Genomic DNA, 14307 nt, shown 5'->3' on the forward strand with positions numbered 1-14307 from the left:
CGGACACTCGGACTGCGTTCTGCTGTCCGCCTCGCGGACACTCACCCGATGATGTCTCAACCCGGAGAAACTGTCCGCCCCGCGGACACTCGGCTTGCCACAGCCTGTCCGCGGCGCCCCTCCCACCTCGCGGATTGAGCAGAACCAACCACTTACCCTGTCCGCCGCGCGGACACGCGGGCTGCGTTCTGCTTTCCGCCCCGCGGACACTCACCCGATGATGCCTCAACCCGGAAAAACTGTCCGCCCCGCGGACAACCGGCATGCCACACCCTGTCCGCGGCGCCCCTCCTACCTGGCGGATTGAGCAGAACCAACCATTTACCCTGTCCGCCCCGCGGACAACAAACCAGCGCTAAAGCAACGGTCGCGCAAAAACACCGAGCTGGTTTTATGGCTCCGATTCAGCAGCGCGGCGCTGACGCTGTAGCTTCCCGTGTGCACGGGCGATGCGGTAGAAAGTCCGCAAGCTCGCGAGCTGCAACCCGCTGTCTTGCGCCTTCTGATAGATGGCGTCCGCGCTCAGGTCGGGGTGGGCGTCGAAAAGATCGAGAATCTGTTGTACGTCTGAGTCTGGAATACGTTTGATATTTCGTTCCCGGTGCGGGATCGGATTTTCCTTTTTGGGCCTCGGGTTGGCCTGGTAGTAGCGCCTCGAGCGCGAGATCCTCAAAATTTCACACGCACGGCGCATGGAGTGGCCGACGCTCATGAGCAGATCCAGGAACTCATTTTCTTGACGTACGCCCTCCTCGTACCGCTTCGTTTCCTCGGGACTTAGGATTTTTCCGCCGCGTCGGAGGTCTCGCCATTCTTCCTTGGCAGAGACCCCATAGCTTTTCCCAGGACATCGCTGGTGTCCTTCCAAAGCTTTACCTCTTTGCGCAGTCGAGCATTTTCTCGTTTCAGCGCCTCGTATTCTTTGCGTGGCATCGTTACTTCGTCGTTGCTCATGGTTTTCCTTTCGCTTGGGGCATAGCCAAGATACTGCCACACAGTTAAGGGCAAACCCCCAGGCGCTACGCTGTAGTGCATGGACACACGTGATCGGGATGCGTTGACGGCTGCCAAGTTGTATTACCGCTCGGAGCTGAGTCAGGCGGAGGTTGCTGCGGAGATGGGCTGCTCCCGTCCTACGGTGGCGAAGCTTCTGCAGCACGCGAAGGACCGTGGCTACGTCACCATCGAAGTACACGACCCGCAGGAGGCGGACGAGATCCTGATCGAGGATCTCACCTCCCGGTACGCGCTGGAGGGTGTGCGGATTGTTCACCCGGCGAACCCATCTGCAGCGATCATGGAGGATCTTGGGGTAGCGGGCGCGCGCTACCTGGAGTCGATGCCGTTGGATGGCCTTTCGGTGGGGGTGTCCTGGGGAAAAACGCTGCTCAACATTGCGCGGAATCTACGACCGACGAACATGCGGGCGCGCCAGATTGTGCAGTTGAAAGGTGGGTCGTCGCGTTCCAACCTGGCCACGAATGACTTTGAGACGATCACCGGTTTCTGCACCGCGTTCAACGCGCCCGCGTTAACGCTCCCGCTGCCTGTCATTTTTGAGCGAGTGGAAACTAAGGAGATCGTGGAGCAGGATTCCCACATCGCGGACGTGCTGCAGCAGGGGCGGGAGACCGACGTGGCGGTGTTCACGGTGGGTTCTGTGCGAAAGCAGAGCTTGCTGATGAACCTGGGGTACCTGTCTGAGGAGATGTCGCGGGAGCTGCTCGGCGTTGCGGTGGGTGACGCTTGTTCGCGGTTCTACACGCGGGAGGGGGATGTGGCGTCGAAAAGAATTGATGATCTGACGGTGGGCATTGAGCTTGACGAGCTGCGGGCGAGACCACGTCGAGTGCTGGTAGCTGGGGGTTTGTATAAAGCTGAGGCGATTGAGACGGCGCTGTGGATGGGGTTGGCCAGTGATTTGGTGATTGATCAGCCGACGGCGGTTCGGGTGCTGGAGATCGCGAAGACCCGCTAATTGACGCCTTTTCTCCCCCATCTGGGGTGTATCGCACCCCCAATCAGAACATTTGCAAACTTTAATATTGCCATATGTTCCTAGCGGTCTTAGAGTGGACACCGAAAGGTCAACCAGATACTGCAAAAGGAGTTGCACATGTCCACCCCGACCGTCTCCACCCCGCACATCGTCCCAACCGGACCTATCGCTGAAACCGTCCTCATGCCGGGCGACCCACTGCGCGCGAAGTTCATCGCAGAGACCTACCTGGAAAACCCAGTCCAGTTCAACGCCGTGCGCAACATGCTCGGCTACACCGGCACCTACCAAGGCCACGAAGTTTCCGTGATGGGCTCCGGCATGGGCATTCCGTCCATCAGCCTCTACGCCTACGAGCTCATTCACTTCTTCGGCGTAAAGAAGCTCATCCGCGTCGGCTCCTGCGCATGCTTCCAGCCTGACATGAAGCTCTTCGACATCATCGTCGCCTCCTCCGCATCCACGGACTCGCACTTCATCGAGCAGTACGACCTGCCGGGCACCTACGCCCCGACCGCGTCCTGGAAGCTACTTGAGGCGACCTACAAGGAGTCGCAGAAGCAGGGCGTCGACATCCATGTGGGCAACATCTTGTCCTCCGACGTCTTCTACAACTTCAAGGACGACGTCAACGACCGCTGGGCGAAGATGGGCGTACTCGGCGTCGAGATGGAATCCGCCGGCCTCTACGCCGTCGCCGCCGAGGCAGGCGTTGACGCGATGGGCATCTTCACCGTGTCCGACGTCATCGGCTCCGGCGAGAAGGCTTCCGCTGAGGAGCGTCAGAGCGCGTTTACCCAGATGATGGAGCTGGCGCTTCCGCTGGCCGCCGTCTAACCCGCAACCCATCCCACACGTTTGAAGGAACTCACCATGACATCTCAAACAGTTCAAAAGGCGCTCAACCCGAAGCGGGCCGTGCCGATCATCCTGTTTACCTTCGTGTTCTCACTGATCATCGATAACGGTTTCAAGTTCATGACCGACTCGATGGGTGAGGCACTGAATCTGTCCCTCAACGAGGTCAGCTTGCAGGCCTCGCTTGCTGGCGTGATCATCGGCATCGGCGCGGTGGTGTACGCGGCGCTGGCTGACGTGGTGAGCATCCGCAAGCTGCTGATGGTCGGCATCACGCTGACACTGGTCGGTTCGGTCATCGGCTACCTCGGCCAAAACGTGTGGGGGCTGGTGCTGGTCGGCCGCGTGGTGCAGACCACCGGCCTCGCTGCGGCGGAGACGCTCTACGTCATCTACGTGACCAAGCACCTCAGCGAGAAGGATCAGAAGACCTACCTTGGCTTTTCTACCTCCGCGTTCCAGGGCGCAACGCTCTTCGGTGCACTGACGTCCGGGTACATCGCCACACATATCTCGTGGACCGCGATGTTCTTGATCCCGCTCATCCTGGTCTTCGCCGTCCCGGTCATCATGAAGACGGTCCCGGAGGAGGCCTCCCTGGAGTCGGGCCACGTCGACTGGCTCGGGCTCTTCCTCATCGCTGTGCTGGCCACGAGCGCCATCATGTTCATGCAGGCCTTCCAGTTCCTGTGGCTCATTCCGCTCGCACTCGCGCTCATCGCGTTCATCGCGCACGTGAAGAAGGGCAAGCGCCCGCTGGTCAACCCGGAGTTCTTCCAGAACCGCGCTTACGTCACCGCCATCGTGCTGGTCGCGATTGTCTACTCGGTGCAGCTCGGCTACCTGGTGCTCTTCCCCGCAATGGCGAAGGCCGTCCACGGGCTCAGCGCTGACGACGCCTCCCTGCTGCTCATCCCGGGCTACACCGGCGCCGTCATCGTCGGCGCGCTCTCAGGCAAGATCGGCAAGTTCTTGCCGACGCGCCCCGCGATCTTCACCGCACTCGCCTCCATCACCATCGCGTTGCTGATCCTCGCAGTCGGGATGGAAGCCAGCCCGTGGGTGTTCATGCTTTCCTCCCTGCTCTTCGCCTGCGGTTTCGCCCTGCTGTACGCGCCACTGGTCGCGACGGCAATCGGCAACATCCCCGCTGCGAAGTCGGGTATCGCAATCGGTTTCTACAACCTCACAATCAACGTCGCCGTCCCGCTCGGCATCGCGTACAGCGCGAAGCTGGTGGATCTCGGCCTTGGGGTGCCAGGCTTCCTGCCACAAAACTCGGGCAGCTACCCCACCGTCATGCTCATCCTGGCCATCATCGCAGTCGCCGGCACCGCGCTCTACGCAGCGCTCACCGCTCGCATGAAGCAACCGGCTTAACCTGCACACTTTCTACACATCAAGGAGTTTTTCAACATGCTTACTCGCCACAATGTCGCCCAGATGATCGACCACACGCTGCTCAAGCCGGAGGCCACCCACGAGGACGTCGCCAAGCTTATCGACGAAGCTTCGCACCTCGGCACGTTCTCCGTCTGCGTCTCCCCATCCATGCTGCCAATCGAGACCCCAGCTGACCTGAAGGTCGCAGTGGTGTGTGGCTTCCCGTCCGGCGCGGTCCCAACTGAGGCAAAGGCAGCCGATGCCGCGCACAGCGTCGCAAATGGCGCGGACGAGGTTGACATGGTCATCGACCTGGGTGCCGCCAAGGAAGGCAAGTGGGACGTCGTACGCGACGACATCGCCGCGGTAAAGAAGGCGTGCGGCGACAAGCTGCTCAAGGTCATCATCGAGTCCGCCGTCCTCACGGACGACGAGATCGTCGCAGCGTGCAAGGCTTCCATGGAGGCCGGTGCCGACTACGTGAAGACCTCGACAGGCTTCCACCCCGCCGGTGGTGCCTCCGCGCACGCCGTGAAGCTGATGCGTGAGACCGTCGGCGACAAGCTCGGTGTGAAGGCTTCCGGCGGCATCCGCGACGCCGCCACCGCGAAGGAAATGATTGAGGCTGGCGCGTCCCGCCTGGGCCTGTCCAGCTCCGCTGCCGTGCTGGAAGGGTGGAAGTAACAATGGCTACTGATCTTCGTGCACAGGCCGAGGCGTGGATCGCGCAAGATCCCGACCCCGCCACCCGAGAGGCATTAACCGCCGTCCTCGACGACGAGGCTGAGCTCGCGAAGGCCTTCGCAGGCCCCCTGCAGTTCGGCACCGCCGGGCTGCGCGGCGAGATCGGCTTCGGCGAGTCCCGCATGAACCAGGCCGTGGTTATGCGCGCCACCGCCGGTCTCATGGATTGGCTCAAGCAGCAGGTAGACACCCCTCGTGTGGTCATCGGGTGCGACGCCCGCCACGGCTCCTCCAAGTTCGCGCAGGCCGCAGCTGAGGTCGTCGCCGGTGCTGGCGGCCACGCCATGCTGCTGCCGCTGGCCCAGCCGACCCCGCTGACCTCCTTCAGCGTGCGCGCACTCAACGCCGACGCCGGCATCATGGTCACCGCGTCCCACAACCCGAAGTGGGACAACGGCTACAAGGTCTACCTCGGCGGGCGCATCGTCGACGCAGACAACGCTGCCGGCTGCCAGATCATCTCACCTGCCGACGCCGAGATCGCCGCCTGCATCGCCGCCGCACCCGGCGCGACGGAGCTCCCCCTCGACACAAACATCGAGCAGGTGGACACCCGCGAGGGCTACGTCGCCGCCACCAGCGCGCTTAGCGACCTCGACGGCACCCCACCGATCACGATCGTGCTCACACCAATGCACGGCGTCGGTGGCGAACTCGCACGCACCACCCTGGAGGCTGCGGGCTTTGGGGACGTAGTGGGCGTCGAGAAGCAGTGGAAGCCTGATCCTGACTTCCCCACCGTTGCCTTCCCCAACCCGGAGGAGGACGGTGCCCTCGACCTCGCAGTCGAGAAGGCGAACGAGGTCAACGCGGACGTCATCATCGCCCTCGACCCCGACGCCGACCGCTGCGCAGTCGCCGTCCCGGCGCGCACCACCCCAAGCGCGGGCACCCCGCTGGGCAACGGCTGGGTGAAACTCTCCGGCGACGAGACCGGAGCACTGATCGGCGAGTACATGGCGTCGCGCGCGCAGGGCGGTTCGACGGCGTGCTCGATTGTTTCGGGCAGGCTGCTCGGCAAAATCGCGGCAGCGCACGGGCTCGAGCACGCAACGACGCTCACCGGGTTCAAGTGGATCGGACGCACCCCGCAGCTTGTGTTCGGCTACGAAGAGGCGATCGGCTACTGCGTCGACCCGGCGCACGCCCGCGACAAGGACGGCATGTCCGCTGCGGTGATCGTCGGCTCGATTGTAGCGCAGCTCAAGGCCCGCAACATGAGTGTGCTTGAGCAGTTCGACGCCCTGGCCAGCAAGTACGGCCTGTACCGTACCCAGCCGCTGACCTTCCGCGTCGAAGACCTCTCCCTCATCAGCGACGCCATGCAGCGCCTCCGCGCACACACCCCGACGGAGCTCGCTGGCTCTGAGGTTGTCGAGTACGTCGACCTCAACAACGGCTACGGCGCCACCCCAGGCACCAACGGCATCCTGATCCGCACCGCGGACAACGACCGCGTAGTCATCCGCCCGAGCGGCACCGAGCCGAAGCTGAAGTGCTACCTCGAGGTGGTCCTGCCAGTCGAAACGGGAGAGGCGCCTGACTGGGCCGCCGCCGATGCCCGCCTGGCCACCATCAGCGACGCCACCCGCGCGCTGTGCGGAATCTAACTGCGCTATACTATCGAAGGCTTGGGCGCCGATTTGTCGACGCCCAGCTCAGCCTCCATAGCTCAGTGGATTAGAGCAACCGGCTTCTACCCGGTGTGTCGCGGGTTCGAATCCTGCTGGGGGCGCTTTTCGTTTACCCCCGCTGCCTGGCGTTTTGCCTGGTGGTGGGGGTGTTTTTGTTGGTATGGTGGGTTTGAAGAAAGGACCCACAATGAGATTCACACTCCTTGGAGCCGGAACCGGCATCATCACCACCCTCGCAGGCGCCAACCCTCTTTTCGGTCTCGCCTTCCTTGCCGTCGGTTACGGCATCGACAAGAACAAAAAGAAGGCATAGCCGTGCAGCCCATCATTATCGATGAGTAGACCGGCCGCGCCTATGGCGCGTTCCGGAATGTGCCGAGCACTGTGGCGTCTCCCCTGTCACGTGGCGCGCCAGCCGCCCAGGCAGCCCCGTAAAGAACAGCCCTCAAGCAAAACAACTTCACTCGTAGCACACTCGTATGTGCTGGTAGGATAGCGGTCCATTAGGTTCGAGTACCGGTGGGGATCCTGAAGGCTCTCTAAAAGTTGGTGATCACTATGTCCAATATTCTTGACGTCGGCCAGTATGTGACTGAGCTCATTCCCGGCGTTGACAAGATGAAGCTCTACAAAATCTGCTTCTTTTCCCAAGGCTGGCACCTTGCCTGGACCGGAACGCCATTATTTGAAGAAGAGCTGCAAGCTTGGGCAAAAGGACCCGTCCCCTATGACCTCCGCCGCAGTACAGAAAACGTTGCGCGTGGATGGGAGGTCCCACACGTTCCTGGTGGGAATTCTTCGGCACTTTCGCCATTTGCCCGAGCAACGATTGAAAGCGTTGTGAATTTCTACGGTTCGCTGACATCCGCGGAGTTGTCAGACATGAGCCACGGTCGAGCTTGGCAGGAAGCACGCAGCAACGCGGTCGGGGGCACGCATTGTAGCAGCGCTTTGAGCATGACCACGATGCGCGAAGAGTTCACGGAGTTGCTCCAGTCAGGACATTCTGTCCCAGACTCGCCTTCCCTGCCAGACGTGGATCACCTTCCTAGCTTCGATCATCTGCTTGCCACTGCACATGAAGTCGAAGCGGAATGGCACAACACCCTTTCACTCCTCGCGGACCGGTAATCAACGCAATTGTCTGACCACAGTGAAGCTTCCAGAGAGCAGCTTTTAGCTCAAATGCTCGTGGAGTTGGCGTGCGCAGTGAATCAAGGCTGCGGGGATCGTGTAAACGCGAACGGAGAACCGGAGAGTTATCTTGGATTTACTGTGGACCGGGCTTCTTTGGAAAGTGCAGTTTACGCCCCGTTCCAGTTATTCAGCGGCCAGCCCCGGTACGCCTCGGTGTTTGATAGAGGAGCCGCGCTGACCGTCCATATAGCCAATAACCATCCGTTTGCCGATGGCAACAAGCGCACCGCACTTATCGTTGGGCTCACTTATCTGCGCTTGTTTTCGGTTCATATCCGAGAGCCAGAGGGCAAAGGACCTGATTTAGCCGCAGGCGAAGAAGGCGCCCGACTGATGGAGTACATCGTTACACATGCCGCGGATTTGGATTCGGTCATCGCACGCACCAGCCGCGCATTTCAACGCTGGGCCGACATTGATGGTCTAGCGCGACGCTACCGACAAAAATAGCATCGCCCCCGATGTACCATGGCGCCATGTCCGTCTCTATTTCTTCCGCTCAGGCCCGCGAGTTGCTGGCCGCAGCGCATGAAACCGAGGAACGCACCCGGGAAAAGCCGGCCGTTCCTTGGGGGTGGATCTTGTGCGCGGCGGTCTGCTTCGGGGTGAGCCTGCCGCTGATCTTTGTTCTCGACCAGTTTTGGCCGTTCCTCCTGTTTGTGCCTTGCATCGGGTGCATCGTTGTCATCGAGCGACGCAGGTCAACCGGCGTGCGCTCCAGCATCCGGCAGCCGGTCAAAGAGGACCCCAAAATGTCGTTGCTTCCCTTCGGCGTGTACTTCCTCTGCATATCGCTCTTGCAGGTCGGTCCGCTCCAGAACAAGGTGTTCTCGAGCCTGCTCGGTGCGCTCGCGACCGTTGTTTTCGTCGTCACGTACGTGAGGAGCTGGAAGAACAATGCCTGACATTTTGTTGCAACCTTCGTGTTTGAGCATTTGCGCGGCGCTCCTTGCCGCCGAGGCCACCACCAGCGACGTCGGTGCCCCGGAAAACAAGGAAATGCACCCCAAGCGGCTGCGCACCCTCACCCAGTTAGAGAGCGACGCCTACCTCACGGCCATCGACACACTCAAAGAGGCCGGCTACGTCTCCCTCTTTACGGACCGCAAGGCGAACCCGGACAAGAACGTGGACTGGGTCTCCCTGACCGCTACCGGAGCCCGCGCGTACCAGGACTGCGTGGAGGAGTTGCGCTCGATTGCGGAGTCGGACCGTCGGGTACCCTGAGGTGCATGACATTTCCCTCCCCAACTACTGATTCGTTCGCGCTGATTACGGGCGCTTCGCAGGGCATCGGTGAGGCGGTTGCGCGCCAACTTGCCGCTGCTGGCTATAACGTGCTGCTGGTGGCGCGTCGAGAAGCGGTGCTGATGCAGCTTGCCAACGAGCTGGCACAAGCGCACGGTATCAACGCCGAAGTCTTCGCGGCCGACCTGTCGAAGGAGCGCGACGTGACCGCGCTGCTGGACTACATCGGGCAGAAGAAGATCACCATCTGCGTGAACTCCGCCGGTATCGCCTCCTTTGGTCCGTTTATGAAGCAGGACTGGAACTACGAGACGGACCAGTTCAACCTCAACGCCACGGCGGTGTTCCGCATCACGAAGGCGGTGCTCGACCAAATGGTGCCTCGCGGCGAAGGTTCGCTGTGCAACGTCGGCTCGGCAGCGGGCAACACGCCGATCCCGAACAATGCCACGTACGTGTTTACAAAGGCGGGCGTCAATACGTTTACGGAGGCCCTGCACTATGAGCTCAAGGACAGCGGCGTACACTGCACTCTGCTCGCGCCGGGGCCGGTGCGAGAGGCAGAAGTTCCTGAGGAGGAGCAGTCGATCGTGGACAAGGTGGTGCCGGACTTCCTCTGGACCACGTACGAGTCCTGCGCGAAGGACACCATCAGCGCGATGCGCAGCAACAAGCGCCGCGTGGTGCCGGGTCCGCTTTCCAAGGTGATGGATTTCGTATCGACGTACGCTCCGCGCGGCGCCCTCGCCCCGATCATGGGGCGGTTCTACGCAAAGATGGGAGAAGAATAGATGGATGTCCCTGCAAAAAACGACCGCATCGTGTGGGTCGACCTGGAGATGACGGGCCTGGACACGTCCCGCCACGTCATCGTGGAGGTCGCAGCGCTCGTCACCGATGCCCAGCTTGAGATTCTCGACGAGGGCTTGGACCTCGTCGTCCACGCCACCGAAGATGAGCTCGCGGAGATGGATGACTTCGTCCTGAACATGCACACCGAGAACGGGCTTCTCGACGAGATCCGCTCCTCCTCCGTGTCCATCAAGGAGGCTGAGGACGCGGTCCTCGCGCTGATTGCAAAGCACTGCGACCCGGATCACCCGGCGCCGCTTGCGGGTAACTCCATCGCCACCGACCGTTCCTTCATCCGGGAGCAGATGCCGCGTCTCGACGCCGCCCTGCACTACCGCATGATCGACGTCTCCACCATCAAGGAACTGTCACGCCGCTGGTTCCCGCGCGCCTACTACAACCAGCCCGAGAAAGGTCTGGCGCACCGCGCGCTCGCTGACATCGTGGAATCCATCCAGGAGCTCGACTACTACCGCCGTTCCGTATTCGCACCGGATCCGGGCCCGGATTCCGAGCAAGCTGCCGACGCCGCAGCCGCCGCACACGCCCACTACCAGCGGTTTTTGCAATCCTAGGCTTTCATTGTAAAGTAGTTCCCGCTGTTGAAAAACAGCGATGGTGGCTGTAGTTCAGCTGGTAGAGCACCAGGTTGTGATCCTGGGTGTCGCGGGTTCGAGCCCCGTCAGCCACCCCGAGAGTACCCCGTGACCTGCACAAACAGGTTGCGGGGTACATTGCTTTTGAGGGCGAGTACGCGGCTTACGCGTTCGGATCCTCTGAACCGCCGGAGCGCTGCTCCCAGTCCAGGTTCCAGTAGCCCAGGCCGTCGTAGCCGTTGAGCGTGCCGCCATTCGTATTCTTGATGATGACCGGATCGCCCCGCTTTACGGTCTGCTGGAACCACTGCGCGTCCGAGTACGTCGCGTTGACACAGCCGTGCGACTGGTTCGTAGAGCCCATCGCCCACACCGCCCACGGCGCGGAGTGCACGTAGATGCCCGAGTAGGACAGCTGGGTGGCGTAGTCCACGGGGGTGACGTAGCCGCCCTGCCCCAGCCCAAGCCCGAACGTACGGGAGTCCATCACGAGCGAGGTGTGCTCATCGCCAACGACGTAGGTGCCGTTCGGGGTGTCGTACTGGAAGTCGGTACCCAGCGATACCGGGAACGAACGGATCTGCTCGCCATTTTGGTAGACGCGCAGCACCTTTTCGTTGTTGTCGATGACTGTCTTCACCTCGTCCCCAATTTCGAAGGTGGTCTCGTTGTCCTGCGCGCCGTAGACGCCGCCGCCGAGGTCCTTGCCGTAGAGGTCGGCCGTCACCTTCACCGTGGTGCCTGGCTCCCAGAACTCCTTCGGGCGCCAGCGCAGCTCGTATGGGTCCAGCCAGAAGAAGCCGCCCTCGGTGTCGTTCGAGGTCTCGACGTCGATGAGCTCCTCAAGTGCCTTCGTATCCTGGATGGGGACGTCGAAACGGAACGTGATCGCCTGCGCGACACCAACAGTCGATCCCTCAAGCGGGCCCATGTACACGTTCGTAGTTGCCGCTGGGACGACCGTGGAAAAGCTCACGGTCTTCTTCTGGCCAGCCTTATCCTTCGCCACGATGGTGTAGTAGCGGCCGTACCCAAGCGGTTCGGTGACCTCCCACTCGGTGCGGTCATCATTGAAGGACGATTCGATAACCTTGCCTGCCTCGTTGGTCATCTCGACTTCTTCGAGCCCGGCTTCGGACTTCACCGTAATCGGGTCGAGGGGTTCGACGTCTGTCGCCTCGTCCTTCACCGAAAACGCCGGGGGCTCTGGTTTGACGGTCGTCTGACCAGTGGTTTCCGCCACCTGGTTGATGCCTTTGCCCGCCTCCGACGAGCACCCAACTACACCCGCCGCCAACACGGCGACAAGGCCAACACCAATGAGAGACCGCCGCATGCTTGTCACGTTTCTCGCTTCCTCACAACACCCGAAGTTTTAGCAACCAACAACACTATCGCCCCAGCACAACGAAACGCTACTTTACAACGACCCGAAACGATAACCGTTACATAACGATCGAAAATAACCACCTTGACCAGGCGATTTTACACCCTACAAACCTTAGTGTTACTGTATTCAACGTTGACAACGAGGACAGCCTCCAAGACAACAAGCGCCATTAGCTCAATTGGCAGAGCAACTGACTCTTAATCAGTGGGTTCGGGGTTCGATTCCCTGATGGCGCACCACCTTAACCCCCCTGACCAGCGGGAACAGTACCGCAGGCCAGGGGATTTTTCGTATCTTAACCCAAATCCCCCATAAATTCCCCCATACTTTGAAACGCCCCGAGCAGGCGCGCCACCGGCTAGGCTATCGGCATGACTGTCGCTTGCATCCTTGTTGATATCCAAAATGACTTCTGCCCCGGCGGCTCCCTCGGCACCGCGAAGGGTGATCTCGTCGCCGAAGGCGTGCGCACACTGCTCGAAGAACACAGAGACGACTACGACTTCGTGCTCGCCACGCAGGACTGGCACATCGACCCGGGCACCCACTTCTCGCAGGACCCGGATTTTGTGGATACGTGGCCAGTCCACTGCGTTGCTGACACCGATGGCGCACAGCTCCGCGCACCGCTGGCGTCGATAAGTATTGACAAGTACTTCCGGAAGGGGCACTACACCGCTGCTTATTCCGGGTTTGAGGGCGTCACTGACGGCGATGTGCTGCTCGGCGACTGGCTGCGCGAGAACGGCGTCACCGCCGTCGATGTGTGCGGCATCGCGACGGACCACTGCGTGCGCGCCACGGTGCTTGACGCTCGCAAGGAGGGTTTCGACGTCCGCGTCCTCGCCGACCTGTGCTCCCCCGTCGATGAAGAGCGTGGGCAAGCCGCGCTGCGTGAGATGGAAGCGGCAGGTGCGACGATCGTCGTGAAATAACAGAAAACCCCGCTCCTCCAGCGTGGAGGGCGGGGTTTGATTGTGAACTAGCGCTGAGAGAGCAGCTCCTGCAGCTTCTTCAGCTCGCTCTTGCGCTTGCGGCTATTAAACACCTTGATGCCGACAAGTGCTGCCACGCCAACGCCGATGCCGATCAGGACCTTCTGGACGGTCTCATCCTGCAGCCAGTTGGCAGCTTCGCTCTTCGCGCTGTCTGCAAGGTTGGATGGCTGAGCGCGGTCTGCGAGCTCATCGAGGGTGCTAGCGAGCTTCGAGCGGGTCTCTGCAAGGCTGCGCTCAATGTCATGAATATCTCGTGCCACGATCTACATACTCCTAGATGTGTTAACTATTTACAGAACTTCCAACCAATCTAGTGTAAAACGGGGAATTATGACTGACAACATTCGACTCGAACAAGGCGACACCGCCCCCGCATTCACCCTGACCAGCGACAAAGGCGAGACCGTTTCGCTTGCAGACTTCGCCGGCAAGCGCGTTATTGTCTACTTCTACCCACGCGCCAACACCCCGGGCTGCACCAAGGAAGCTTGCGACTTCACCGAGCACCTCGAAGTGTTTAACGACGCCAACATCGCCGTCGTCGGCATCAGCCCCGACAAGCCAGAAAAGCTGGCGAAGTTCCGCGAAGACCACGACCTGAAGATCGCCCTTCTTTCCGATCCGTCCAAGGAAACCATGACCGCCTACGGCGCATTCGGCGAGAAGAACAACTACGGCCGTATCGTGCAGGGCGTCATCCGCTCCACCATTCTCGTTGGCGCCGACGGCAAGGTTGAGCAGGCGCAGTACAATGTTCGCGCAACCGGCCACGTCGAGCGCATACTGCGCGACTGGGACCTGAATGCAACCACCAGCGCATAAGATGATATCTTTGGCGCCGTGGATACGAATACGACGCCAAACCAAGACCCCTACCTCAAAGCCGAATACAACCCTGACCGCCCGGCTGAGCCCAAGAAGCAGCGCGCAGTAATCGCGACCATCGCGATCGCGGCCTTGGTCGCCCTCGGCGGCTGGCTCATTTACGGGCCGGAGCAGGACGAAGCACCCACCCAGTCGACGGACGGCTCCGTCCAGTTCCCGATCGACGCGCCGTAGTTTTTGCAGCTTCCGCTACTCAGCTTTTGGCTTAAGGGACATTTTGTGTGTATAAATCTATCTGGTTTCCTGGGATGACCTCGGCCAACAACCAGATATGGTTTTCAAAACAGTTCCATTCGCCCGTTTTGAGAAATCAACACCGAATGACGCCTGGTGTGTGATCTGGAGTCTGCGGGTAGCGCAGGGACCCGCGGCATCGAGGGCTCTAGGGGACTAGAACCAGCCGCCTGCGCGTTGCGCGGCCACATATAGCCAGGGGGACGCGCAAAGCCCTTGACGTGCACAATTCTGGTCGCATCGAGGCGCTCGGGTGTTCCGGTCGACCTCATTGCGTCGACCAACCCAG

The 14307-nt window shown here is 60.9% G+C and carries 19 protein-coding genes and 3 tRNA genes; 18 read left to right on the plus strand and 4 right to left on the minus strand.

Going from position 1 to position 14307, the window contains the following annotated elements:
* Positions 1–391: 391 nt before the first annotated feature.
* Both HMPREF3170_RS05865 and HMPREF3170_RS11720 read right to left on the minus strand, forming a co-directional pair.
* Entirely contained in the window at positions 392–712 is a 321-nt protein-coding gene (locus tag HMPREF3170_RS05865) for a helix-turn-helix domain-containing protein (protein WP_070478432.1), read from the minus strand.
* 65 nt (positions 713–777) lie between these two features.
* Positions 778–954 carry a hypothetical protein gene (locus tag HMPREF3170_RS11720; RefSeq protein ID WP_168161630.1) on the minus strand — a complete coding sequence of 59 codons (177 nt, stop codon included), beginning with the start codon at positions 952–954 and terminating at the stop codon, positions 778–780.
* Positions 955–1033: 79 nt separating this feature from the next.
* On the opposite strand from HMPREF3170_RS11720, the gene HMPREF3170_RS05870 reads away from it, so the two are divergent.
* The 14 genes from HMPREF3170_RS05870 (at position 1034) to HMPREF3170_RS05930 (ending at position 10606) form a co-directional block, all read left to right on the plus strand.
* Positions 1034–1978: a sugar-binding transcriptional regulator gene (locus HMPREF3170_RS05870; protein WP_070478434.1), complete on the plus strand. Its 945-nt coding sequence runs from the start codon at positions 1034–1036 to the stop codon at positions 1976–1978.
* A 138-nt stretch (positions 1979–2116) separates the two neighbouring features.
* Positions 2117–2836 carry a purine-nucleoside phosphorylase gene (gene deoD / locus HMPREF3170_RS05875; protein ID WP_070478436.1) on the plus strand — a complete coding sequence of 240 codons (720 nt, stop codon included), beginning with the start codon at positions 2117–2119 and terminating at the stop codon, positions 2834–2836.
* A 36-nt stretch (positions 2837–2872) separates the two neighbouring features.
* Positions 2873–4237 carry an MFS transporter gene (locus HMPREF3170_RS05880; protein ID WP_070478438.1) on the plus strand — a complete coding sequence of 455 codons (1365 nt, stop codon included), beginning with the start codon at positions 2873–2875 and terminating at the stop codon, positions 4235–4237.
* 36 nt (positions 4238–4273) lie between these two features.
* Entirely contained in the window at positions 4274–4924 is a 651-nt protein-coding gene (deoC, locus tag HMPREF3170_RS05885; protein WP_070478440.1) for a deoxyribose-phosphate aldolase, read from the plus strand.
* Positions 4925–4926: 2 nt separating this feature from the next.
* Positions 4927–6594 (plus strand): phospho-sugar mutase, encoded by a 1668-nt coding sequence (locus tag HMPREF3170_RS05890; protein WP_070478442.1) that lies wholly within the window; start codon positions 4927–4929, stop codon positions 6592–6594.
* 51 nt (positions 6595–6645) lie between these two features.
* Positions 6646–6719 (plus strand) — tRNA-Arg (locus HMPREF3170_RS05895).
* An 86-nt stretch (positions 6720–6805) separates the two neighbouring features.
* On the plus strand, positions 6806–6931 hold the full coding sequence (locus HMPREF3170_RS12040; protein WP_255365827.1) for a hypothetical protein: 126 nt from the start codon (positions 6806–6808) through the stop codon (positions 6929–6931).
* A 245-nt stretch (positions 6932–7176) separates the two neighbouring features.
* Positions 7177–7749, plus strand: coding sequence for a Panacea domain-containing protein (locus tag HMPREF3170_RS05900; RefSeq protein WP_070478443.1), 573 nt, complete (start codon positions 7177–7179; stop codon positions 7747–7749).
* A gap of 78 nt (positions 7750–7827) precedes the next feature.
* The gene (locus tag HMPREF3170_RS05905) at positions 7828–8265 is read left to right on the plus strand and encodes a type II toxin-antitoxin system death-on-curing family toxin (protein ID WP_210385501.1); all 438 of its coding nucleotides are present in this window, start codon (positions 7828–7830) and stop codon (positions 8263–8265) included.
* Positions 8266–8291: 26 nt separating this feature from the next.
* Positions 8292–8720 carry a hypothetical protein gene (locus tag HMPREF3170_RS05910; protein WP_141742222.1) on the plus strand — a complete coding sequence of 143 codons (429 nt, stop codon included), beginning with the start codon at positions 8292–8294 and terminating at the stop codon, positions 8718–8720.
* Positions 8713–9042, plus strand: coding sequence for a hypothetical protein (locus HMPREF3170_RS05915; RefSeq protein ID WP_070478448.1), 330 nt, complete (start codon positions 8713–8715; stop codon positions 9040–9042). Before HMPREF3170_RS05910 ends, HMPREF3170_RS05915 begins: the two co-directional genes overlap by 8 nt.
* 5 nt (positions 9043–9047) lie before the next feature.
* Complete coding sequence (cmrA, locus tag HMPREF3170_RS05920) at positions 9048–9854, plus strand: mycolate reductase (RefSeq protein ID WP_070478450.1); 807 nt, start codon at positions 9048–9050, stop codon at positions 9852–9854.
* The gene (gene orn, locus HMPREF3170_RS05925; RefSeq protein WP_070478452.1) at positions 9855–10490 is read left to right on the plus strand and encodes an oligoribonuclease; all 636 of its coding nucleotides are present in this window, start codon (positions 9855–9857) and stop codon (positions 10488–10490) included.
* A gap of 43 nt (positions 10491–10533) precedes the next feature.
* Positions 10534–10606: transfer RNA gene (locus HMPREF3170_RS05930), tRNA-His, on the plus strand.
* A gap of 68 nt (positions 10607–10674) precedes the next feature.
* On the opposite strand, the gene HMPREF3170_RS05935 is transcribed toward HMPREF3170_RS05930, so the two are convergent.
* Positions 10675–11847, minus strand: coding sequence for a L,D-transpeptidase (locus HMPREF3170_RS05935; protein ID WP_070478454.1), 1173 nt, complete (start codon positions 11845–11847; stop codon positions 10675–10677).
* 217 nt (positions 11848–12064) lie between these two features.
* Here HMPREF3170_RS05935 and HMPREF3170_RS05940 point away from each other — a divergent pair.
* A tRNA-Lys gene (locus HMPREF3170_RS05940) sits at positions 12065–12140 on the plus strand.
* Positions 12141–12272: 132 nt separating this feature from the next.
* Positions 12273–12836 (plus strand): isochorismatase family protein, encoded by a 564-nt coding sequence (locus tag HMPREF3170_RS05945; protein ID WP_070478456.1) that lies wholly within the window; start codon positions 12273–12275, stop codon positions 12834–12836.
* A gap of 47 nt (positions 12837–12883) precedes the next feature.
* On the opposite strand, the gene HMPREF3170_RS05950 is transcribed toward HMPREF3170_RS05945, so the two are convergent.
* Positions 12884–13159, minus strand: a complete 276-nt coding sequence (locus tag HMPREF3170_RS05950; RefSeq protein ID WP_070361996.1) for a DUF3618 domain-containing protein — start codon at positions 13157–13159, stop codon at positions 12884–12886.
* Positions 13160–13229: 70 nt separating this feature from the next.
* Between HMPREF3170_RS05950 and bcp the strand changes: the two genes are divergently transcribed.
* Both bcp and HMPREF3170_RS05960 read left to right on the plus strand, forming a co-directional pair.
* Positions 13230–13721: a thioredoxin-dependent thiol peroxidase gene (bcp, locus tag HMPREF3170_RS05955; protein WP_070361995.1), complete on the plus strand. Its 492-nt coding sequence runs from the start codon at positions 13230–13232 to the stop codon at positions 13719–13721.
* An 18-nt stretch (positions 13722–13739) separates the two neighbouring features.
* Entirely contained in the window at positions 13740–13958 is a 219-nt protein-coding gene (locus HMPREF3170_RS05960; RefSeq protein WP_070361994.1) for a hypothetical protein, read from the plus strand.
* Positions 13959–14307 lie beyond the last annotated feature (349 nt).

The sequence above is a fragment of the Corynebacterium sp. HMSC08D02 genome (assembly GCF_001807505.1).
In the GTDB taxonomy this organism is placed as follows: domain Bacteria; phylum Actinomycetota; class Actinomycetes; order Mycobacteriales; family Mycobacteriaceae; genus Corynebacterium; species Corynebacterium pseudogenitalium.